Source organism: Agrobacterium sp. NPDC089420 (assembly GCF_044900305.1).
In the GTDB taxonomy this organism is placed as follows: domain Bacteria; phylum Pseudomonadota; class Alphaproteobacteria; order Rhizobiales; family Rhizobiaceae; genus Agrobacterium.
Genome location: NZ_JBJDMY010000002.1, coordinates 346,923 through 370,149, shown reverse-complemented (window position 1 = coordinate 370,149; position 23,227 = coordinate 346,923). Strand labels below are relative to the sequence as shown.

The 23,227-nt window shown below is 60.9% G+C and carries 17 protein-coding genes, 1 tRNA gene and 1 riboswitch; of the genes, 5 read left to right on the top strand and 13 right to left on the bottom strand.

The genetic code is table 11. The features are described 5' to 3' along the window. Window positions 1–13 precede the first annotated feature (13 nt). A complete protein-coding gene (locus ACI2KA_RS04365; protein WP_404499550.1) occupies window positions 14–1,951 on the top strand; it encodes a glycosyltransferase family 2 protein in 1,938 nt (645 codons plus the stop codon). Window positions 1,952–2,159: 208 nt separating this feature from the next. On the opposite strand, the gene ACI2KA_RS04360 is transcribed toward ACI2KA_RS04365, so the two are convergent. Then, on the bottom strand, window positions 2,160–2,453 hold the full coding sequence (locus ACI2KA_RS04360; RefSeq protein ID WP_065114785.1) for a hypothetical protein: 294 nt from the start codon (window positions 2,451–2,453) through the stop codon (window positions 2,160–2,162). A 52-nt stretch (window positions 2,454–2,505) separates the two neighbouring features. Continuing rightward, on the bottom strand, window positions 2,506–3,231 hold the full coding sequence (gene aqpZ / locus ACI2KA_RS04355; protein ID WP_404499548.1) for an aquaporin Z: 726 nt from the start codon (window positions 3,229–3,231) through the stop codon (window positions 2,506–2,508). Between the two features lie 301 nt (window positions 3,232–3,532). On the opposite strand from aqpZ, the gene ACI2KA_RS04350 reads away from it, so the two are divergent. After that, window positions 3,533–8,626, top strand: coding sequence for a beta strand repeat-containing protein (locus ACI2KA_RS04350; RefSeq protein ID WP_404499546.1), 5,094 nt, complete (start codon window positions 3,533–3,535; stop codon window positions 8,624–8,626). A 52-nt stretch (window positions 8,627–8,678) separates the two neighbouring features. On the opposite strand, the gene ACI2KA_RS04345 is transcribed toward ACI2KA_RS04350, so the two are convergent. Continuing rightward, window positions 8,679–8,752 (bottom strand) — tRNA-Gly (locus tag ACI2KA_RS04345). Between the two features lie 56 nt (window positions 8,753–8,808). Next, window positions 8,809–9,906 (bottom strand): 2'-deoxycytidine 5'-triphosphate deaminase, encoded by a 1,098-nt coding sequence (locus ACI2KA_RS04340; RefSeq protein ID WP_404499544.1) that lies wholly within the window; start codon window positions 9,904–9,906, stop codon window positions 8,809–8,811. Window positions 9,907–9,979: 73 nt separating this feature from the next. Continuing rightward, window positions 9,980–10,058: riboswitch (SAM riboswitch) on the top strand. A 42-nt stretch (window positions 10,059–10,100) separates the two neighbouring features. On the opposite strand from ACI2KA_RS04340, the gene ACI2KA_RS04335 reads away from it, so the two are divergent. Continuing rightward, window positions 10,101–11,285: an O-succinylhomoserine sulfhydrylase gene (locus ACI2KA_RS04335; RefSeq protein WP_404499542.1), complete on the top strand. Its 1,185-nt coding sequence runs from the start codon at window positions 10,101–10,103 to the stop codon at window positions 11,283–11,285. Between the two features lie 235 nt (window positions 11,286–11,520). Further along, the gene (apaG, locus tag ACI2KA_RS04330) at window positions 11,521–11,913 is read left to right on the top strand and encodes a Co2+/Mg2+ efflux protein ApaG (RefSeq protein WP_404499540.1); all 393 of its coding nucleotides are present in this window, start codon (window positions 11,521–11,523) and stop codon (window positions 11,911–11,913) included. 157 nt (window positions 11,914–12,070) lie between these two features. Here the strand turns inward: apaG and ACI2KA_RS04325 are convergent, their stop codons facing one another. From ACI2KA_RS04325 to ACI2KA_RS04315, 3 genes are all read right to left on the bottom strand, one after another. Beyond that, entirely contained in the window at window positions 12,071–13,060 is a 990-nt protein-coding gene (locus ACI2KA_RS04325) for an Hsp33 family molecular chaperone (RefSeq protein WP_404499538.1), read from the bottom strand. Window positions 13,061–13,300: 240 nt separating this feature from the next. Then, complete coding sequence (argF, locus tag ACI2KA_RS04320) at window positions 13,301–14,218, bottom strand: ornithine carbamoyltransferase (RefSeq protein WP_404499536.1); 918 nt, start codon at window positions 14,216–14,218, stop codon at window positions 13,301–13,303. Window positions 14,219–14,274: 56 nt separating this feature from the next. Continuing rightward, window positions 14,275–15,474, bottom strand: coding sequence for an aspartate aminotransferase family protein (locus ACI2KA_RS04315; RefSeq protein ID WP_404499534.1), 1,200 nt, complete (start codon window positions 15,472–15,474; stop codon window positions 14,275–14,277). A gap of 430 nt (window positions 15,475–15,904) precedes the next feature. Between ACI2KA_RS04315 and ACI2KA_RS04310 the strand changes: the two genes are divergently transcribed. Further along, the gene (locus ACI2KA_RS04310; RefSeq protein WP_404499532.1) at window positions 15,905–16,438 is read left to right on the top strand and encodes a GcrA family cell cycle regulator; all 534 of its coding nucleotides are present in this window, start codon (window positions 15,905–15,907) and stop codon (window positions 16,436–16,438) included. A gap of 306 nt (window positions 16,439–16,744) precedes the next feature. Here ACI2KA_RS04310 and phoB read toward each other — a convergent pair whose 3' ends face one another. From phoB to ACI2KA_RS04280, 6 genes are all read right to left on the bottom strand, one after another. Next, window positions 16,745–17,428, bottom strand: a complete 684-nt coding sequence (phoB, locus tag ACI2KA_RS04305; RefSeq protein ID WP_003493692.1) for a phosphate regulon transcriptional regulator PhoB — start codon at window positions 17,426–17,428, stop codon at window positions 16,745–16,747. Between the two features lie 31 nt (window positions 17,429–17,459). After that, entirely contained in the window at window positions 17,460–18,185 is a 726-nt protein-coding gene (phoU, locus tag ACI2KA_RS04300) for a phosphate signaling complex protein PhoU (RefSeq protein WP_404499529.1), read from the bottom strand. Between the two features lie 95 nt (window positions 18,186–18,280). Continuing rightward, complete coding sequence (gene pstB, locus ACI2KA_RS04295; protein ID WP_003519986.1) at window positions 18,281–19,096, bottom strand: phosphate ABC transporter ATP-binding protein PstB; 816 nt, start codon at window positions 19,094–19,096, stop codon at window positions 18,281–18,283. 14 nt (window positions 19,097–19,110) lie between these two features. Next, the gene (gene pstA, locus ACI2KA_RS04290; protein ID WP_404499527.1) at window positions 19,111–20,430 is read right to left on the bottom strand and encodes a phosphate ABC transporter permease PstA; all 1,320 of its coding nucleotides are present in this window, start codon (window positions 20,428–20,430) and stop codon (window positions 19,111–19,113) included. Further along, window positions 20,427–21,911, bottom strand: coding sequence for a phosphate ABC transporter permease subunit PstC (gene pstC / locus ACI2KA_RS04285; protein WP_404499525.1), 1,485 nt, complete (start codon window positions 21,909–21,911; stop codon window positions 20,427–20,429). The genes pstA and pstC overlap by 4 nt, the downstream gene beginning before the upstream one ends. 272 nt (window positions 21,912–22,183) lie before the next feature. Next, window positions 22,184–23,218 (bottom strand): substrate-binding domain-containing protein, encoded by a 1,035-nt coding sequence (locus ACI2KA_RS04280; protein WP_404499524.1) that lies wholly within the window; start codon window positions 23,216–23,218, stop codon window positions 22,184–22,186. Between the last annotated feature and the right edge of the window lie 9 nt (window positions 23,219–23,227).

The window sequence follows — 23,227 nt, the reverse complement described above, 5'->3', positions numbered from 1 at the left end:
GCGGCGGCGATGCATGGACTGTTTTAGGCATTATACACGAGAATCGTTTCGCACGACGCCGGCAGGCCGAAAAATTGCATTTTCACCCGCCGGTGAAAATTCTCCATGGGCCACGCCCGACGGCGATCAAACCGGACAAGCCCGTTTTCTCTCCTCGCTGGGGTTCGGCAAACCCTATATCGACACATTCGAACAGCGGGCACTCGAAAACGGCTCGACCACGGAAGACGAATTGCTGGCAAGCGGCCTCGTGGCGACGGATGCATATTTCGGCGCCTTCGCCAGATTTCTGCGGCTGCCATTTCTTTCGGACATCGATCCCGAACGGGTGACGGACATCCACCAGCTGGATAGCCAGTTGGCCGAGCCGCGGTTCTTGCGGCTGACAGCACGCAACGGCAAACCGACGCTTCTGATCGTGCCGGAGCTGGCACGGATGGAATTGCTGAAAGACATGCTTGATCGGCATCCGGACCTTCAAGACGAGCTTGCCGTGACGACACCGCAGGCCATGCGCAGCGCGATCTGGAAGGCCGGCGAAACGCGCCGTTGCCAGCAGGCGCGTCAGCAGCTTTTCAACACCGCGCCGCACCATTCCGCCCGGATCACGCTGCACGGCCATCAGGGCTTCTACAGCGGCGTCGCCATCACCCTGCTCACTCTATCGCTGCTGTCTTATACGCAGGCGGCCCTGGCCGTCCTTCATGTCTCGCTGACGCTGCTTTACCTCTTCACCCTGCTGTTTAGGCTGTTTGTACTGATGCGGACGCCGGAGGACAATGACGCGGAAACCGTCCCGGTTCTCGAACCGGATGGAAATCTGCCCGTCTATACCGTTCTGGTGGCGCTCTATCGCGAAGAGGCGGTCGTCGGGCAGCTCATCGGCGCGCTGGAGCGACTGGACTGGCCAAAATCCCGGCTCGACATCAAGCTCGTCTGCGAAGCGGAGGATGACGCGACGATCGAAGCCATCCAGCGGATGAACCCCGGTCCGCATATCGAGATCGTGAGCGTGCCGCCCTCCCTGCCCCGCACCAAGCCCAAGGCGCTGACCTATGCGCTTGCCGGGGCACGCGGTGCGTTTCTTGCCATCTACGATGCGGAGGATCGTCCGCATCCGCAGCAATTGCGCGAAGCCTATGCCGCATTTCGGGAAAAACCGGATGATGTGGCGTGCCTGCAGGCGCCACTTATCATCAGCAATGCGCGCTCCTCCTGGCTCAGCGCCTGTTTCGCGCTGGAATATTCGGGCCTCTTCCGCGGCATGTTGCCTGTTCTTGCTGCGCACAGGCTGCCGCTGCCGCTTGGCGGCACGTCCAACCATTTCCGTACCGCCGTGCTGCGCCGCATCGGCGCATGGGACCCCTATAATGTGACGGAAGACGCCGATATTGGCCTGAGGCTGCACAGGCTCGGCTATCGCTGCGGGGTCATCCGTCGGCACACGCTCGAGGATGCGCCGACTTCGCTACCCGTCTGGCTGAACCAGCGTGCACGCTGGTACAAGGGCTGGCTGCAAAGCTGGCTGGTGATGACCCGCGCCCCCGTGACCACGGCCCGCCACATGGGTTGGATTTCCTATATCGTCTTTCAACTCCTGATCGGCGGCATGCTTCTTTCATCCCTCACCCATCCCCTGCTCTTCGTTTCCCTGATATTCATGGTCGTGGCGGCGCGGGAAAGCGGCGCCGACCTGCTGTTTTCCTGGCAGGGCATCCTGTTTTTCATGGACATGCTGAATATTGTCGGAAGCTATGCGATCTTCGCGCTGATGGGCCGAAACCGGATGATAGCCTTTGAAAGGAAACAGGTCGGACGGCGCTGGATCGCCATTCCGGTCTATTGGCTGCTTCTGTCCGTCGCAGCCTGGCGCGCGGTGGTCGAACTGAAAACCAGGCCCTTTGTCTGGAACAAGACGCCCCATGCGCCCGTCGCCAGACACACCGGCTGACAAGGTGTCCGTACCGTAGGCCGCATGCAACGCCATTTACCCGGCAATCCACAACAGGCGGTCTTACCGTTCTGGCCAAAGCCACAGCCATTCGCAAAACCGAGCCCGATTTTGCACAATCATTCGAACGTCAATCAAGATGGCTTGCCGAACGACGTTACTCCTCCGGCAAGATTTATCATTTCATCCCGATCGCCGCTGAAAGACCCTATTTCGCGACGAGCTTGTTCTTGATCAGGCCGACGATGATCTGCACGATCAGACCGCCGACGCCGCCGCCCACGAGCTGACCGGCAAGAGCGCCGATATCCACGCCGCCGGCCGCGGCATTTCCCGCCGCTCCGAGCAGCGATCCCAGCACCGTTCCGCCGCCGATGCCGCCGATGGCACCCGCGATCAGATTGCCGAGCGAGCCAAGGTCGGAATCCTTCAGTATCTTTCCGCCGGCCGTGCCGCCAACCGCACCGCCGATGATTTGGGCCAATATCGAAGCAAGATCCATGTCATCCTCCTCAGTCGTTTCCCCGACCATTCGGGCAAACAAAGCCTCCCATTCATGTCTGCGCAGGCTGGACCGAACCGGCGTGGCCGGTCTTCTCTTCCTCGCCGAAAATTTTCCACACCACGGCGCCAATCGCACCGCCGAGGATCGGAGCGAGCCAGAACAGCCAGAGCTGCTGCAACGCCCATCCGCCGACGAACAAGGCCTGCCCGGTCGAGCGGGCCGGGTTGACGGATGTGTTGGTGACCGGAATGGAAATCAGATGAATAAGGGTGAGAGCAAGACCGATGGCGATCGGTGCGAAACCGGCCGGAACCCTGCCATGCGTCGACCCCAGAATGACGATCAGGAAAAACGCCGTCAGGATGACCTCGATCAGCAGGGCCGACAGGAGAGAATATCCGCCCGGCGAATGTTCGCCATAACCATTGGCGGCAAAACCACCGATGTCAGCCCCGGCCTTACCGGTAACGATGACATAAAGTGCGGCCGCCGCGACGATCGCCCCACCAAGCTGCGCCAGGATATAGGGCAGGAGGTTCGAGACAGGAAATTTGCCGGCAACGGAAAGACCGACGGAAACGGCGGGATTGAAATGGCCGCCGGAAATGCCGCCCACCGCATAGGCCATGGTCAGAACCGTCAGGCCGAAAGCAAGGGCAACGCCGAGGAAGCCAATGCCAAGTTCAGGAAAGGCCGCGGCAAAAACCGCGCTGCCGCAACCACCGAAGACAAGCCAGAAGGTGCCCAGAAACTCAGAGAGAAGTTTGCGACTCATAACACTACCCCATAATGTTACGACTGCATCAACTATTACGTGCAATTTAATCGTAGTCAAGCTAAATCGAATATTCGCTGCCCGCCCGGCCTCTGCCGGCTGCCGTCGCCCGAAGCGTTCGAAGAGTAATCGCAAGAAGATGCCGGCTGAATCCCGGCAACTTCAGGTTCAGACAAGCCCGATTGCGTACCTAATCTTTGCAAATGGTGGACTTGCGTGACCGATGCTCTTCAGGGCGTGAGCAAACAAGCGATCTGTTGGCTGTTGAGAGGTTGGACCTAGCCTTTAGGATTTTTCAGACATGACTTCGACCATTTCTTCCCTGAATATTAATCAGATCAGATATCTTTCGACAGCGGTAATCGCAGCCTGGACAACCGACGACGTCGCGTCGCTTTCCACTGCCCAGATCAAAGCACTCTCTTCGGCCCAGGTCGCGGCACTGGATACGGAGGATGTCAAAGTCCTCAACTCGCAACAGTTGAGCGCCATTTCACAAGGCGCCATAACTGGCCTGACGCTGGATCAACTGAGCATTCTTGACAAATACGCCATCGAAAGCCTGAGTTCGAGCCAGGTTTCGGCGCTCACCACCACACAGCTTCAGGCCCTGACGACGGATCAGGCCGAGGCTTTGACGTCGTCTCAGATCAGTGCGCTCAAAGCGACGCAACTGGCTGCCTTGAGCGCGCAGGATATAGCAACCTTCTCGACCGCGGAGATTGCGGCAATTGCAGCGAGAGCGATCTCGGGCCTGAGCGCCGGGGCGATCGCGGGACTGTCCACGGCGCAAGTCGAGGCCTTGTCACCCACACAGATCAAGGCATTAAATTCGATACAGCTCGCAGCCCTGAGCACAGAGGACATAGCGACGTTTTCGACCGCCGATATCGCAGCGATCACCGCCACAGCCATGCCGGGCTTGACGGCGGCTATTGTCGCATCCCTGACCACCGACCAGGTCGCCGCATTGACGACGGCCCAGATTGCCGCACTCAATACGGCGCAGGTCGCGGCATTGACCACCAGCCAGGTCGAAGCCCTGTCACCCGCGCAGGTGACATCCCTGAGCTCCATCCAACTCGCCGCCCTCGGCACCGATGATATAGCAACCTTCTCCCTTGCCGACATCGCCGCGATTACCGGCAGAGCCATACCCGGCCTGAGCACGGAAGCGGTCGCAGGATTTACCCCAGGCCAGACCGCCGCCCTCAACACCGTCGCGATTGCAGGCCTGACGAGCGGTCAGATCGAAGTCATGAGCACAGACCAGATCGCCGCCCTGACGACGGCTCAGATTGCCGCCCTCAAAACAACACAGGTGGCGGCGTTCAGCACGAGCCAGGTCGAAGCCCTCTCACCGGCCCAGGTGATGGCGCTGAGCGCAGCGCAACTCGCCATCCTTGGCGCCGAGGACATAGCAACCTTCTCCACCGCCGACGTCGCGGCGATTACCAGCAAGGCGCTGCTCCGCCTGAGCACGGAGGCAATCACCGCGCTGAGCAACGATCAGATCGCCGCCGTGACGACTGCACAGCTGAGCGCCCTCAGCGCAGCGCAGTTTCAGGCTCTGAGCGCCGGCCAGATCGAGGCCCTGTCAACCGCCCAGATTGCCTCCCTGAATACCGGCGCCATCGCCGGAATGACAGCCGATCAGATCGAAGTCCTGAGCACCGGGCAGGTCGAGGCCCTGTCCTCGGCACAGGTGAAGTCCCTGAGTGCGGCGCAGCTCGCGGCCATGAGCATCGAGGATCTGGCAACATTCTCGACCGCCGACATTGCGGCGATCTCGAATAAAGCCGTGTCGGGCTTGAATACGGATGTTATGGCGGCACTGACCAAAGGCCAGATCGAAGCCCTGAGCACAAGCGCCGTCGCAGGGCTGACGGCCGATCAGATCGAAGCGCTGAACCGCAATCAGGTCGGCCTTCTGTCCGCCGCACAGCTCAAGGCCTTGAGCGCGGTGCAAGTCGCTGCCTTGGGCAACAATATTGCAGCCTTGTCCACCGGCCAGATCGCCACGCTGAGTGCGGCGGGCGTCAAGGGTCTGACCACCGATCAGATCGCAGCCCTCAGCGTCGGCCAGTTCTCGGCCATGACCACCGCCCAGATCGCGGCGCTCGGTGCGGGGCAGGTTTCGGCGATGAGCACGGATAATATAATATCGCTTGCCGCACCGCAGATTGCGGCAATAAGCACCGCCGGTATCACGGGACTTTCGACCGCCCAGATCGCCGCGATGAGCACGGATCAGATTTCGCGTCTGTCGATCAAGCAAATGGCAACCTTGGGCTCGGCGCAAATTGCCGTCCTCGGCACCGACGATATAGCGGCTCTTTCAAAAATCCAGATTGCCTCTCTGAGCGCAGCGGGAATTGCAGGACTAAGCGGTCAGCAGCTTGCAACATTCAGCACCAGCCAGGCCGAAGCGCTGACGAGCGCACAGATTCTCAATCTCGACTCCACCCAGATTGCTGCGCTGGGGACGGACGATCTGGCCAGATTCACAACCAGGGACATTGCCGCAATCAGCTCGAGCGCGATTCCCGGACTGTCGGCGGAAACCATCGCTTCACTGACGACAGCCCAGATTGCCGCCCTGAATACACAAAGCATCACCGCGCTGAGCACCGCGCAGATCAACGCCCTGACGACGGGTCAGGTGGCGGCCTTGACCACCGCCCAGGTCGGCGCCCTCGGCTCACGGCAGATAGCCGTGCTCGGGACGGAAGACATCGCGACATTCTCGACCAAGGATATTGCCGCGATCAGTTCAAATGCGATCCAGGGCCTATCGACCGAGACCGTCGCCTCCATGACGGCAGGCCAGATCTCGGCTCTGAACACGCTTGGCATCGGTGCGCTGAGCACCGCACAGATTGCCGCCCTGACGACGGCCCAGGTGGAGGCTTTGACCACCGCCCAGGTCGGCGCCTTGAGTTCAAAGCAGATAGCGGCCTTGGGTGCGGATGACATTGCCACCTTCTCGGCCAAGGATATTGCGGCAATCAGTTCCAGCGCGATCCCGGGTTTATCGACGGGGACCATAACATCGCTGACAACAGCGCAGATCGCAGCACTCAGCACGGCGGGCATTGGCGGCCTGAGCACCGGGCAGGTCGCCGCCCTCACCAGCGGTCAGGTCAGCGGCCTGACCAATGCCCAAATCCGTGCCCTTACCTCCAGGCAGGTTATGGCACTGCGCGCGGAGGACATCGCCGCGCTTTCCACGGCGCAGGTCGCGGCTCTCAGCGCCGCGGGCGTGGCGGGCCTGACCACCGACCAGATCGCAGCCCTCGGCACCGATCAGGTCACGGCGCTGACCAGCACCCAGATCGGCGCACTCAGTTCGAAACAGATTGCGGTTCTCACCGCCGATAAGCTGAATACCTTCACCACCGCCGAGCTGGCGGCAATCGGCATGAGCGCCATTGCGGGCCTGTCGAGCGAGATTGTGGCGGCGCTGACGACGGCGCAGATCGCCGCGCTTGGCACCGCGGCAATAGCGGGCCTAAGTACCGGGCAGGTCGCCGCCCTCAACAGCGGTCAAATGGGCGTCCTCTCCAGTAGCCAGATTGCCGTCCTCACCTCCAGGCAGATTGCGGCGCTGCGGCCGGCAGACATCGCCTCGCTTTCGGAGATCCAGATCGCCGCGCTCGGCACGGCTGGGGTGGTGGGCCTGACCACCGATCAGATCGCGGCCCTCGGCACCGATCAGGTCGCCGCGCTGACCAGCGCCCAGATCGGCGCGCTCAGCTCGAAACAGATTGCCGCCCTCGGGGCCGATGACCTGGATACCTTCACAACGGCCGAGCTGGCCGCAATCAGCTTGAACGCGATCCCCGGCTTGTCGGCGGCAGTGATTGCTGCGCTGACGACGGCTCAGATCGCGGCCCTCGGTACGGCGGCGATAGCGAACCTGACCATCGACCAAATTGATGCGCTCAGCACCGGCCAAGTGGAGGTCCTGAGCAATGCGCAGGTCGGCGCCCTCACCTCCAGACAGATTGCAGCACTGGGCACGGGCGACATCGCCGCGCTTTCCACGGCGCAGGTCGCGGCTCTCAGCGCCGCGGGCGTGGCGGGCCTGACCACCGACCAGATCGCAGCCCTCGGCACCGATCAGGTCACGGCGCTGACCAGCGCCCAGATCGGCGCACTCAGTTCGAAACAGATTGCGGTTCTCACCGCCGATAAGCTGAATACCTTCACCACCGCCGAGCTGGCGGCAATCGGCATGAGCGCCATTGCGGGCCTGTCGAGCGAGATTGTCGCGGCGCTGACGACGGCGCAGATCGCCGCGCTTGGCACCGCGGCGATAGCGGGCCTGAGCACCGGGCAGGTCGCCGCCCTCAACAGCGGTCAAATGGGCGTCCTCTCCACTAGCCAGATTGCCGCCCTCACCTCCAGGCAGATTGCGGCATTGCGGCCGGCCGACATCGCCTCGCTTTCAACAAGCCAGATAGCCGCACTGGACGCCAAGGCCATAACAGGCCTCGGCAGCGCCCAGGCTGGCGCCATGAGCATCGGGCAGATCGAAGCATTCTCCGTTCGTCAAATAGCGGCATTGAGTTCGGATGCGCTCAAGGGCCTGTCCGCGACCATGTTGGAAACCTTCTCGACGGAAGAGCTCGCTGCGATTGGCTCAAGCGCGATAAAGGGACTTCCGACGGACTTTATCGCCTCACTTTCGTCCGCCGAGGTTGCGGCCCTGGGCACGGCCGGCGTCGCCGGATTGACCAGCGACCAGATCAGCGCGCTTGGAAAGGACCAGATCCAGGCATTTTCCACCGCTCAGATCGCCGCATTGAGTTCCGCCGCCCTCGCCGGGTTGACCATGGAGGGGCTGGACACCTTCTCGACCGAGGAACTCGCCGCGATCAGCTCAACGGCGATCAGGGGCCTCTCCGCCACCCTTGTCGCATCCCTGTCGCCTGCGGAGATCGCCGCCTTGACGACAGGCCAGATCGCTTCGCTGAGTTACGGTCAGGTGGCGGCAATGGATGCCGCACAAATCGGCGCTTTGTCGATATCGCAGGTCAGCGCGCTCACCGCGATGCAGGCAGCCGCATTTGGCCGCGACGATCTCACGGGGTTTTCCACCGAACAAATCATCAGCTTGAGTTCGAAGGCAATCTCGGGACTGAGCACCAGTGTACTCGCCGCCTTGACGGCATCGCAGGTGACGGCCTTCACTCCAGGCCAGATCGCCGCCATGACAACTGCACAGGTCGCAGCACTAAACAGCGACGACCCGGCAGACAGCTCCACCCAAACCATTGCCACAAACGTAAGCGAGACCAGCACGCAGGCGAACACGTCGGTCGAGACGCAAACAGCATCTCAAGACTCGTCCGACGTCGCCGCAACCATTTTGTCCTATCTGAACGTCTGATTTTCGCGCGTGAGGGGCATGACGGCAACTGTTGATGGCCGGGAAAAGTCGCTGGAGCGGGTGAAGGGAATCGAACCCTCGTATTCAGCTTGGGAAGCTGCTGCTCTACCATTGAGCTACACCCGCACGCAGAACAAGACATCCGACAGTTCGTATCGGGTGTCAAGCACCCGGCGGGTTCATTATTCCGCGCGGAAATGCTTGGAGAGTTTCAGGCCCTGCGCCTGATAGTTGGAGCCGAGGCCGCTGCCATAAAGGCCTTCCGGTTTCTGCAGCATATGCTCATAGACCAGGCGGCCGACGATCTGGCCGTGTTCGAGGATGAAGGGCACCTCGTGGCTGCGGACTTCGAGTACGGCGCGGCTGCCGGTGCCGCCGGCCTGGGCGTGACCGAAGCCGGGATCGAAGAAGCCGGCGTAATGTACCCGAAATTCGCCCACGAGCGGGTCGAAAGGCGTCATTTCGGCGGCATAGAGTGGGGGCACATGCACGGCTTCGCGTGAAACGAGAATATAGAATTCATCCGGATCGAGGATCAGTTCCGCGCGACCACGCGCATAAAGCGGTTCCCAGAAATCGAGAACCTCGTGCTGGGCCTTCCTGTCGACATCCACCACGGCCGTGTGATGTTTGCCGCGATAACCGATCAGCCCGTTTTCGCCGAAGCCCTTGAGATCAATCGAAAGCGCGATGCCGCCGCCCGTCACGTTCGGACTTTCGCTGGCGACCAGCGTTTCCGTTTCGTGCAGCTTCAGAAGCTCGCCTTCATTGAGCAAAGCATGGCCGATGCGGAAACGGATCTGCGACAGGCGGGACCCGCGGCGCACCACGATGGGGAAGGTGCGCGGGCTGATTTCCAGATAGAGCGGCCCCTTATATCCCGCCGGGATCTTGTCGAATTCCTGCGCATTGTCGGTCATGACGCGGGTGAAGATATCAAGGCGGCCGGTCGAGCTTTTGGGGTTGGCGGACGCCGACATATCCACCGGCAAGTCAAGGCTTTCCATAAGCGGAACGATATAAACACAACCGGTCTCCAGCACCGCGCCCTGGCTGAGATCAACCTCATGCAGGCTGAGACGATTGAGCTTGTCGATGACGCGGGTTCCGGGGCCGGGCATGAAGCTGGCGCGCACGCGATAGGCCCTGGAGCCCAACCTGAGATCGAGGCTGGCGGGCTGGACCTGATCAACATCAAGATCGGCCTCGCTTTTCAGCCTGCCGCCCGCAAACAGCGCCCTGATTGCGCCGTCCGCCAAAATGCCCGTGGTTCTCGTCATCGTCATCATTCCTTTTTACGGCGACAAAACCAAAAGGAAAGCATTGACGCAAGCCGGTAACGGCAGTATGGCAAGCTTATCCCGTGGTGATTTGGCCGGTCGGCTTGCAGCCACGTTAAACAAGTGGCTAAAAAGACCGGGTGCTTGGAACCGGTCTGCTTTTGCGACCGGTTTTTTGTTTTGAAGGTGATCACATGAGCAATAAATGGCGCCCGGCAACCCAGCTCGTTCACGGTGGCACGCTGCGCTCACCCTATGGTGAAACGTCGGAAGCGATCTATCTGACCCAGGGTTTCGTCTACGAAAACTCCGAAGCCGCCGAAGCCCGCTTCAAGGGCGAAACGGATGGCTTTATCTACGCCCGTTATGCAAGCCCCACCAACGACATGTTTGAAAAGCGCATGTGCCTGCTGGAAGGTGCTGAGGACGCCCGGGCGCTCGCCTCCGGCATGGCCGCCGTCACCGCCGCCATCATGTGCCAGCTGCGCGCCGGCGATCATATCGTTGCCGCCCGCGCCCTCTTCGGCTCCTGCCGCTGGGTGGTCGAGACGCTTGCGCCGAAATACGGCATTGAGTGCACGCTCATCGACGGGCGTGATCTCGGCAACTGGGAAAAGGCGATCCAGCCGAACACCAAGCTGTTCTTCCTCGAAAGCCCGACCAATCCGACACTCGAGGTAGTGGACATCGCCGGCGTGGCGAAGCTTGCCAACCAGATCGGCGCCAAGGTGGTGGTCGACAACGTGTTTGCGACACCACTTTTCCAGAAGCCGCTCGAACTCGGCGCCCATATCGTCGTCTATTCGGCAACCAAGCATATTGACGGCCAGGGCCGCTGCCTCGGCGGCGTCATCCTTTCCGACAAGAAATGGATCGAAGAAGAGCTGCAGGACTATTTCCGCCATACCGGCCCCGCCATGTCGCCCTTCAACGCCTGGACGCTTCTGAAGGGCATCGAGACCCTGCCACTGCGCGTGAAGCAGCAGACGGCCAACGCCTCGAAAATTGCCGATTTCCTCGCCGGCAACGGCAAGGTCGCCAAGGTCATCTATCCCGGCCGCGCCGATCACCCGCAGGCGGACATCATCGCGCGGCAGATGTCCGGCGGCTCGACGCTGGTGGCTTTCGAGCTGAAGGGCGGCAAGGATGCAGCCTTCGCGTTGCAGAATGCGCTGGAGATCGTGAAGATTTCCAACAATCTCGGCGATGCCAAGAGCCTCATCACCCATCCCGGCACGACAACGCACAAGAACCTCTCCGACGAGGCCCGTGCCGAACTCGGCATTTCCGGCGGCACCCTGCGCCTTTCCTGCGGCATCGAGGATACGGACGACCTGCTGGACGATCTGGCGAAGGCCCTGGCGGCGGTTTCCGCCTGAAAATTCGTTCGATGATCGCCGTGGCCTTCCCTGGGGCCGGCCATGGCGCGATCGGCCGGACGATGACAAAATCCTTTAGCGCGCAACCAATATTTACCTTTACCGTTATCCCTAATGGTGGAAAACGGCGCGACAGAAGGAGCCTCCTGCCCGTCAAGCCATTCATTTTCTTGACGATAGCCTGAGCCTATAGTGTAGGATACGGAGGCAGGCATAATATCGAGGTGTGGCGCGTATGTATCGTGCTCTGACAAGGGATATCGAGGTCACGGTTGATCCGTATTATCTCGAGGAACAATCCGACCCGGATGACGACCGTTACGTCTGGGGCTACAAGGTCGTGATCGCGAACAATTCCGATATTCCCGTCACCCTCGTCAATCGCTATTGGCACATCACCGATCAGAACGGCCAGGTGGATGAAGTCTACGGGCCGGGTGTGGTGGGTGAGCAGCCGCATCTCAAACCCGGTGACAGCTATGAATATTCCTCAGGCTGCCCGCTGGACACGCCGTCAGGCCTGATGTTCGGCCATTATGAAATGGAAACGGACAATGGCGAGGTGTTCAACGTCACCATACCGGCCTTTTCACTGGATTCACCCGGCCTGATGCGGGTCCTGAACTGAAATGGAAGCCCCGATATTGCAGGCGTAACGATATCGGTTGAGAACCCGCCAGCCGGGACCTGGCCCGGCATCATAGGTCTTTTCTACCAGAGACGCGATTGTGTCGCATCCCGGCTCAAGGACGGGATGACGGCGTGCGGATGCCACGGTTTCGCCTTCAGACGTTTTCGAACTCGCTGACATCGTAGCGATAGGTGGTGGAGCAGAACTCGCAGGTCACGGCAATGGCGCCGTCTTCTTCGCTCGCCTCGATCTCCTCGGCGGTGAAGCCGGAGAGTACGCCCTTGATCTTGTCCCGCGAGCAGCTGCAGCGGTCGAAAATGGCCTGCGGATCATAGATGCGCACACCACTTTCATGGAAAAGCCTGAAGAGCAGGCGTTCCACCGGCACCTGCGGATCGGTCAGCTCATCGGTATCCACCGTGTTCAACAGCGTGACGGCTTCCGTCCAGGCATCGTCCTCCTGTACCTCATGACCGCCCTCATCGCCGTCGCCACCATGCAGGTCGCGCATGCGCAACCGCTCGGGCGCCTGCGGCAGGAACTGGGCGATGACACCGCCGGCGCGCCAGCCGTGGCGGGGCTTGCCTTCGCCGTCGCGGTCGAAGAACTCGGCAACGCCAAGACGCACGCGAGTGGGAAGCTGCTCGGACTGGCGGAAATAGACGCCGGCAATATCCTCCAGCGAGGAGCCATCGAGCGGCACAATGCCCTGATAGGGCTGCATGCCGGCGCCCTGATCGATGGTGAAAGCCAGAATACCGCTGCCCAGCAACTGTTCCGGCGAGGTCGCGCCGGCTGCGATTGCCGCCGCCAACCTGTCCTCATCGAAACGGGCGTAAGCGCGCATGCTTTCCGGCGCGGAGAAATCCGCCACCAGCAGGTCCACCGGGCCGTCACCCTTGGTCTGAACGGTCAGCTTGCCGGAAAACTTCAGGGATGTGCCGATGAGCGCCGTCAGAACCGTCGCTTCTGCCAGCAGACGGGCGACCGCCGCAGGATAATCATGCCGCTCGAGTATGGCATTCAACAGCGGTCCGACCTGTACGGCGCGGCCGCGCACGTCCAGACCTTCGACCTGAAAGGGCACAACCTTGTCGTCGCCAGCAAAATCGAGATCATCCAGTTCAACCGTTACATCTGCCATGTGATACTCCCTGGCGCAGCCGTGGCGCCGCTACCGTCCAAAAGTCCGGCTTTTACAGTGTGGTTTTTTGCTTGTCGCACAGAGACCCGGGAAGCGAAACCGCTTCCGGAGAAAAACGTGCAAATCGTGGCGCTGACCCGCCGGCAGAACCGACGGGCCGCTTCGAAGTCCCACAGATGGTAATCTACGCAGACAAGTTCAAGCGCCCGGTGGGATGAGTATCCGCGCGGGTGCTTTTCGTCAGATGACGCCCATGCACCATGCGATGATGGACTTCTGCGCGTGCAGGCGATTTTCCGCCTCATCGAAGACCACGGATTGCGGGCCGTCAATGACCGCATCCGTCACTTCTTCACCGCGATGCGCCGGCAGGCAATGCATGAAAAGCGCGTCTTTTTCCGCCTTGGCCATCAGGGCGTCATTGACCTGATAGGGCTGGAAGATGTTGTGACCGCGCGCCTTGTGTTCCTGGTTCATCGATACCCAGGTGTCGGTGACCACACAATCCGCCCCCGCTACCGCCTTGTCGGCATCGTGGCACAACATGATCTCGCCGCCATTGTTGCGCGCCCAGTTCAGGAACTTGTCATGGGGCTCAGACCCCATCGGCACCGCCATCGTCATACGATAACCGAAGCGGGCGGATCCTTCGACGAAGGAATGCAGAACATTGTTGCCATCCCCCGTCCAGGCGATGGTCTTGCCCTTGACGGGGCCGCGATGCTCTTCGAACGTCATGATGTCCGCCATGATCTGGCAGGGATGGGTATCATCCGTCAGAGCGTTGATGACCGGCACGGTTGCGTGTTCGGCAAGTTCCAGCAGGCGCGAATGATCCGTCGTGCGGATCATGATGGCGTCCACATAACGCGACAGCACCTTGGCCGTATCGCCGATCGTTTCCGCACGACCCAGCTGCATCTCCGTACCGGAGAGGAAAAGCGTCTCACCGCCGAGCTGGCGCATTCCGACATCGAAGGAGACGCGGGTGCGGGTGGACGGCTTTTCGAAGATCATTGCCAGCATCTTGCCGGCAAGCGGCTTCTCCGCGGTGCCGGCCTTCGTCGCGGCCTTGCGCGCGCGGGCATCGTCAAGAATTGCCCGCAGGTCCTGCGAGCCAACGGCCGACAGGTCGAGAAAATGTTTAGGTGAAGCCATTTCAAACTGTCCCATGCTCGCGAGCCTCCGGGAGAGGCCCGCCCTCTAGTGTTTCCTCAGGCGATTTTCGCCTGTTTTGCGGTCAGGGATGCGGCTGCCGCTTCAACGCGCGCCAGGCCTTCACGGGCCTCTTCCGCGGTGGTAACGAGCGGCGGCAGAAGGCGGATGACGTTGTCGCCCGCCGGCACGCCCAGCAGATGTTCGGCGCGCATGGCCTGCAGCAATTCACCTGCCGGAACCCTGGCCTTGATGCCCAGCAGCAGGCCTTCGCCGCGGATTTCCTCGATGACATCCGGATACCGGTCCTTCAGCGAGGCAAGCCCCTGGCGGAAAACCAGTGCGACATCGCGGACCTTCTCGAGAAAGCCATCGGAAAGAACGACATCGAGCACGGCATTGCCGACCGCCATGGCCAGCGGGTTGCCGCCATAGGTGGTGCCATGCACGCCCGCCGTCATGCCCGAAGCGGCATCCGCGGTTGCAAGGCACGCGCCGAGCGGAAAGCCGCCGCCGATACCCTTGGCGACCGCCATGATATCGGGCGCGACGCCGGTCTGTTCATAGGCAAACAGCCTGCCCGTGCGGCCAACGCCGGTCTGGACCTCATCAAAAATCAGGAGCAGGCCGTGCTCTTCGCACAATGCCCGAAGAATTTGCAGGAATTCCTTGCCGGGGGCACGAATGCCGCCCTCACCCTGAATGGGCTCGATAAGGAGTGCGGCCGTCTCGGCCGTGATGGCGGCCTTCAGCGCATCGACATCACCGAAGGGCACCTGGTCGAAACCTTCGACCTTGGGGCCGAAGCCTTCCAGATATTTCTGCTGGCCGCCGGCGGCGATCGTCGCCAGCGTGCGGCCATGGAAGGCGCCTTCGAAGGTGATGATGCGGAATTTTTCCGGATGGCCCTTCGAATAATGATAACGGCGCGCGGTCTTGATGGCGCACTCCAATGCTTCCGCACCGGAATTGGTGAAGAAGACCTTGTCCGCGAAAGTCGCTTCCGTCAGGCGTTTTGCAAGTTTTTCCTGCCCGGGCACTTCATAGAGGTTCGACACGTGCCAGACCTTCTCGGCCTGGGTCTTGATCGCCTCGACGAGGTGCGGATGCGCGTGGCCCAGCGAGTTGACCGCGACACCGGCTGCAAAATCCAGATATCGTTCGCCGCTTTCCGTGAACAGCCAGACGCCTTCACCGCGCTCGAAGCGCAGGGGGGCTCTTGCAAATGTATCGAACAATGGCGCGGCGGCTTCGGCCATGGCTGTATCACTCCTTGCGCGGATGCGCTGTCAGACGGTTGTCAATAGGCTTGAAGGGTTATCCCTCGCCTGAAAATCAAAAATGCCGCCTTGCGGCGGCAGGGGCACTATTGTCACTTCGCTTGCCGATGTCAACAAAAGTCCGCGTTTCCCGGGCTTCTCAAGCACTAGTAGGCGGCGGCAACCGAGCCCCAAGGTGTTGCCTTTCAGACTCAACTCGCCAGCAAGTTGGGGAAAACCGGAAAATCGATTCCAGATGATTCCCGCGACTCTTGCCACGGAGTCGGGCTGGCACTAGGTTAATCGCTAATTACTAGACTGCATTGCGGCGGAACTAGTCACCAAAAATCCGGCGGAAACCACGCTCACGGCACGCCCGCGAGACGGAGAGGGATTCTGCCGAAATATACGCGACAAGCGGAGAAGCGGCATGAACTGGACAGACGAACGGGTCGAAAAGCTCAAGAAATTGTGGTCCGAGGGGCTTAGCGCCAGCCAGATAGCAGCGCAGCTGGGTGGCGTCAGCCGCAATGCCGTGATCGGCAAGGTCCACCGTCTCAATCTGCCGGGACGCGTCAAGGCCGGCGGCCCGGTCACCTCGGCGCGCTCCGCGCCGAAACGCACTGCCGCGCCCGCACCGCGCGCGACCAATTTCGCGGCCCGCGTCAGCGCAGCGCCGGCACGTGCCCTCAATCGTTCCAACGCGGCAACGGCTCTTCACGAACAGATCGACATCGAAACCGCAGAGGTTCTCGATTATGCTCCGTCCAGAAACGTCGTCACCCCGATTTCCCGTCGCCTGACCCTGACGGAATTGACGGAGCGCACCTGCAAATGGCCGGTCGGCGATCCCTTGAAGGACGATTTCCATTTCTGCGGTTGCGAGGCACTGGAATCCTCGCCCTATTGCAAGTTCCATGCGAAACTTGCCTATCAGCCTGTGAGCGAACGCCGTAAGGCCTGATGGTCAGGATGCACATTCGCCATCAAATATAACGGGCCTTGTGGCCCGTTTTTTGTGCCTGGCCGACTGCCGTTTCGGTTTTTCGCAGAAGCGCACCGGCACATGCCGCAGAAACTTCCCTCCTGTCTTCGGGCCGCGCGATGACCCGGATCGCAGCACGTCGCCGATCTTCTGCCCCACCGGAAGACCGACCGGACGCTTGGGAAACCGGACATAAAAAGGGCCTGAAACCATATGCGGCTTCGGGCCATTTTTGATTGTCGTGTTCAATGTCAATCGGAATAAGATACACAGACCGAGCTTCGCTCAGGCCTCCATCGAATATCCTGCGCCGCGCACGGTGCGGATGACATCCTGCATATGCGAAAAATTCAGCGCCTTGCGCAGGCGGCCGACATGCACATCGACGGTGCGCTCATCAACATAGATATCGTGGCCCCAGACGCCATCCAGGAGTTGCGAGCGGGAAAATACCCGGCCCGGCGATGTCATCAGAAATTCGAGCAGGCGGAATTCCGTCGGTCCAAGGCGCACTTCACGGCTTTTGCGGTGGACGCGATGGGTCTCGCGATCGAGTTCGATATCACCGCATTTCAGCACCGACGAGAGAACCTCGGGACGGGCGCGGCGCAGCATGGCCTTGACGCGGGCCATCAGCTCCGGAGTCGAGAACGGCTTGACGACGTAGTCATCGGCGCCGGTGGCGAGACCGCGAACCCTCTCGCTTTCCTCGCCACGCGCCGTCAGCATGATGATCGGCAGACGCTCGGTTTCCGGCCGCATTCTCAGCCGTCGGCACAGTTCGATACCGGAGACGCCGGGCAACATCCAATCCAGGATCAGAAGATCAGGAATACGCTCCTGCAACCTGATCTCCGCCTCGTCGCCCCGGGGTATCGTATCGACGTCATATCCCTCAGCCTCGAGATTGTAACGAAGCAGGACGCTCAACGCTTCCTCATCTTCCACAACTGCAATCTTGGGCACCATATGCTGAACTCCGCAAGCTTCTGCTTGTCTGTTACTCGGTCACCGAACCGAGCGTGTTGGAACTGTCGTCCTTCGGACGCTCGCCCTCCGGCTGGCTGCCGGTGGTCATGTAATAGATCGTCTCGGCGATGTTGGTGGCATGGTCGCCGATACGCTCGATGTTCTTGGCGCAGAACAGAAGATGCGTGCAGGTGGTGATATTGCGCGGATCTTCCATCATGTATGTCAGGAGTTCGCGGAAAAGCGACGTATACATGGCGTCGATTTCCTCGTCACGCTCGCGGATGGCATTGGCCTTCTCGGCGGAACGGGTGGAATAGACGTCAAGCACTTCCTTGAGCTGGACCAGCGCCAGTTCCGAAAGATGCTCGATGCCGCGGGCGAGCTTGCGCGGCACGCCGGTTCCGGCCACTGCAATCACGCGCTTGGCGGTGTTCTTGCCGAGATCGCCGACGCGCTCGAGGTCTGCCGCGATACGCAGCGTACCGATGATTTCGCGAAGATCGGCCGCCATCGGCTGACGTCTGGCGATGGTGACGATGGCCTTGTCGCCGATCTCGCGCTCGGAATGATCGAGGATCGTGTCATCGGAAATGACTTTCTGCGCCAGGGCCGCATCGGAATTGACGAGCGCACGCACGGCGTCGGCGCACATCTGCTCGGCCAGACCGCCCATTTCGGCGATACGGCGCGTCAGGAACTTCAATTCGTCGTCATAGGCGGACAGAATATGCGAATGGGTCGTTGTCTGTGTCACGGTCTAGTCCTCCGGCTTGGCCTTCATGCACATACACAGCAGCGTAAGGCAGAGGCACCAGTCTTGTTCGGTTTCGATAAAGCGCCGGCCGGGGATCAGCCGAAGCGGCCCATGATGTAATCCTGCGTGCGCTGGTCATCCGGATTGGTGAACATCTTGTCGGTCTCGTTTTCCTCGACGAGGTGGCCAAGATGGAACATCGCCGTGCGCTGGGAAACGCGCGCCGCCTGCTGCATGGAGTGGGTGACGATAACGATCGTATAATTGGTGCGCAGCTCGTGGATCAGTTCCTCGACCTTGGCGGTCGCGATCGGATCGAGCGCCGAGCAGGGTTCGTCCATCAGGATAACCTCGGGGCTGACGGCAACCGCACGAGCAATGCACAGGCGCTGCTGCTGGCCGCCGGAAAGGCCGGTGCCGGATTCGTGCAGACGATCCTTCACCTCGTTCCAGAGACCGGCCTTCTGCAGGCTCTGCTCGACGATCTGGTCCATGTCCGCCTTGTTACGGGCGAGACCGTGAATACGCGGACCGTAGGAAATGTTTTCGTAGATCGATTTCGGGAAGGGGTTCGGCTTCTGGAACACCATACCGACACGGGCGCGCAACTCCACGACATCGATCGCCTGATCGTAGATATCGTCGGTGTCGAGCGTGATCTTGCCGGTGACACGGCAACCGTCGATCGTATCGTTCATACGGTTGAGGGTACGCAGGAAAGTGGACTTGCCGCAACCGGACGGGCCGATCAGCGCCGTCACCGTATTTTCGCGGACATTGAGGTTCACGTCGTAAAGCGCGCGCTTTTCGCCGTAATAAACCGAAACGTCCTTGCCGATCATCTTGTATGAAACTTCATTCATTTTCTTGTCCAGCGCCTTTTCAACTGCTGCTTCCGACAACATGTTCATTGCTCAATCTCCCTCTACCAGCGCCGTTCGAAGCGGCGACGCAACAGGATTGCGCCAACATTCATGACGATGAGGAACAGAAGCAGGATGATGATAGCGCCGGAAGTCCTTTCGACAAAGGCGCGTTCGGCTTCGTTCGCCCACATGTAAATCTGCACCGGCAGGGCCGTGGACGGATCCATCGGCGTTGTCGGGTAGTTCGCAACGAATGCCACCATGCCGATCAGCAGCAGCGGCGCCGTTTCTCCCAGTGCGTGGGCGAGGCCGATGATGGTGCCGGTCAGGATACCGGGCATGGCAAGCGGCAGGACGTGGTGGAAGATCGTCTGCATCTTGGAGGCGCCGAGGCCGAGGGCGGCGGCGCGGATCGACGGCGGCACGGCCTTGAGGGCAGCACGCGTCGCGATGATGATCGTCGGCAGGGTCATCAGCGTCAGGACGAGACCGCCGACCAGCGAGGCCGAGCGCGGAAAGCCCATGAAGTTGATAAAGACGGAGAGGCCGAGCAGACCGTAAACGATCGAGGGAACCGCAGCCAGATTGTTGATGTTCACCTCGATGAGATCCGTCAGGCGGTTCTTCGGGGCGAATTCCTCAAGATAGATCGACGCGGCGACCCCGATCGGCAGCGACAGCACCAGCACGATCAGCATCATGTAGAAGGAGCCGATCAGCGCCACGCCGACACCCGCCGCTTCCGGACGGCTGGAGGCGCCGTTGATGAAGATGCCGGTGTTGAAATGTTTGCCGAGCTGCCCGCTTTCGGCGAGCTGGTTCATCCAGCCGAGCTGCTGGTTCGAGATGCGGCGATTGGCTTCATCCGCGGTCAGATCGACCTGGCCCTTGAAGGCGCTGTCGACATCGCCCGATGCCAGAAGCCTAACGGTGCGCGTGGTGCCGATGACGGCAGGATCGGCGACGACGATGTCACGCAGCTGCGTGCGCACGCTGTCGGAGATCAGGAGGTTGACGGCACGAAGACCGGCACGGTCCGTCGGCGCGACGCCGAGAACCTTGGCGACCGCATCGCGGGCGACGACCGGATAATTGGCCGTCATCAGCTTTGCCGGGTTAGTGGCGCGCTCATTCTTCGGATCGATGATCTGTTCGGAAAATTCGACCGGAACCGTGATCATCGTCTGCTGGAAAGCGGTGTAACCCTTGGAAACAACCGAGAAAAGCAGCAGGAAGAGGAAGATGAGGCCGAAGGAGATCGCTGCCATGCCGTAAGCGCGGAAGCGACGTTCGGCGGCATAACGGCGCTTGATGCCGATATCGCGGCGCGTGGCCTTGTTGATGGCGACGCCGGCTGCGGGAGAAACGATGTCGGTCATTCATATTGCTCCCGGTATTTGCGCACGATGTACAGCGCGTAGATATTCAGGCAAAGCGTGATGGCGAAAAGCGTGATGCCGAGCGCGAAGGCCACCAGCGTCTGCGGCGAAGTGAATTCAAGGTCGCCGGTCAGCTGGCTGACGATCTTCACCGTCACCGTGGTCATGGGTTCGAAAGGGTTGAGCTGCAGGCGCGCCGCAACGCCGGCGGCAAGCACCACGATCATGGTTTCGCCGATGGCGCGCGAGGCGGTCATCAGAACGGCGCCGACGATGCCCGGAAGAGCAGCGGGAAGAATGACCCGCTTGATGGTCTCCGATCGCGTTGCGCCGAGGCCGAGAGAACCGTCGCGCAGCGAGCGCGGCACGGCGGTGATGATGTCATCCGACAGCGACGAGACATAGGGGATCAGCATGATGCCCATGACGAAACCGGCGGTGATGACGCTCTGCGCCTGGATGAAATTGGCATAATTGCCGGTCGCGAGACCGTTGATCTGCGTGGAAATGTCCCGGAGGAAAGGACCGACCGTCGTCAGCGCGAAGAAGCCGTAAACGATGGTCGGAATGCCCGCGAGCACTTCGAGCAGCGGCTTTGCCATCGAGCGGAAGCGCGGCGAGGCATATTCCGCCATGTAGATCGCCGAGAACAGGCCCACCGGAACCGCGACCAGCATGGCGACGAGGCCGATATAAAGCGTGCCGGCAAGCAGCGGGATGAGGCCAAACTGGCCGGAGGAGTCCGTGGCGCCGGCCGCCGCGAACCGCGGATCCCAGACCGTGCCGAAGAAGAACTGATGCGCCGGGACCATGGTGAAGAACTGGATCGCCTCCGTCAGCATCGACAGGACGATACCGATGGTCGTCAGGATGGCGATGGACGAGGCGACGAGCAGCGACGCCAGAATGACCCTTTCAACCTTGTTGCGCGCGCGAAAGCGCGGCGCGATCGAACGCAAGGCGTAAGCGGCACCGCCGAGCGCGACCGCCAGCACGACGGCGATCATCGCGACACGGCTGGTGGAGGTCATGGCGTTCAGCGTATGAGCGGCATCGACCATGAACCGTTCTGGATCGCCGGCAATCGCCACGCCCTTGGATGCCAGGAGCGGCCTTACCGCAGCCGTATCCGCATCGGCCTGCGCGGTTTCCTCCGCCGTCAGCCGCTGAAGGCCGCGGGCGATGGAGGTCACCATGCCATAGGTCAGGCTCTGCTGCGCTTCAGGCAGGGCGCGCACGTCTTCAGGAAAATTACCGCGTACCGCCGAGGTGACGATCATCGGGCTGACAATAAGCCAGATACCGAGAATGAATGCCGCCGGCAACACCGCCCAGACGACCGCGTAGGAACCGTGATAACCGGCACGGGAATGCATGTTGGCGGGACGACCGCCAGACAGGGCGACGGCGCGGCGGCTGCCGAGCAGATAGCTGCCGATGCCGATGAGCGCCAGTATCAGCAAAAGGATCGATGTGTTCATTAGAGTTCCCTCGGCGTGCCTCAAGAGCACGGTGCGATAGCGGGCAAATCAAAAAGTCATCAAAACGAGACCGCTGGACCAGCCTAGGATGCCTGCCGCCTGACTGTATCAAAGTCGGGCAAGCGTCAAGGTTGATACATCCTATCCATCTGTAATCCATCGACAATCATGTGGAAGATGATGGATCGGAACTGTCAACCGGGGACAATCGCCGAAGCGGAAAGACACCGGGGCGGAACGAGGGGCGCGGCAGGCCGCGCCCCTCATCCTGATTACATCGTGGAACCGGCGGCGAACTTCGCGCGGATTTCTTCGCGCTCTGCATCCGGAGCGGCAACGAGGCCGTAATTGGCGAGCGGGGAATCCGGGCCGATCATCTCGTCGGAAACGAAGAACTCGACATATTCCTTGAGGCCCGGAATGACGCCCAGGTGAGCCTTCTTCACGTAGAAGAACAGCGGGCGAGAGACCGGGTACTTGCCGCTGGCAACGGTTTCGGTGGACGGAACGACGCCCGAAACGGTCGCAACCTTCAGACGGTCAGCGTTGTTTTCATAAAATGCGAGGCCGAAAACGCCGAGGCCGGTCTTGTTGGCGTCGATGCGGGCCAGCGTTTCCGTATAGTCGCCGTCGATGTCGACAGCAGCGCCGTCCTTGCGGACTGCGATGCACTTTGCAGCAGCCTGCTTGGCATCGGTGACGATCTTCTTGATGGCGTCGGTGGCACCGGCTTCCTTGCAGCCGTCAGCCATGATCTTTTCTTCGAAGACTTCGCGCGTGCCGTGCTTGGAACCCGGGATGTAAGCGGCGATCGCAACGTCCGGCAGTTCCTTGTTGACTTCCGACCACTTCTTGTAGGGGTTGGCGACGAGCTTGCCGTCCTTGACGATTTCAGCGGCGAGAGCGAGGTAGAGATCCTTCGGCTCGAGCTTGATGTCCTTGTTGGAAGCGTCCATCGCAAAGACGATACCGTCGTAACCGATCTTCACTTCCTGAACGTCGGCGACGCCAGCAGCCTTACAGGCGGCCAGTTCGTCGGCCTTGATCGGACGCGACGCATTGGCAATGTCGATGGTGCCTTCGCCAACGCCGGAGCAGAACGCCTTCAGACCACCGCCGGTACCGCCGGACTCAACAACCGGAGCCTTGAAGTTCGGGAAGGTTTCGGCAAAGGTTTCAGCAACGATCTTGGCATAGGGCAGAACCGTGGAGGAACCGGCAACCTGGATCTGGTCGCGAGCAGCGGCGGCGCCAGCGAAGGCGACAGAAGCCACCAGGGCTGCTGCGGAAAATTTAAGGAAGTTCATTTGTCTCTC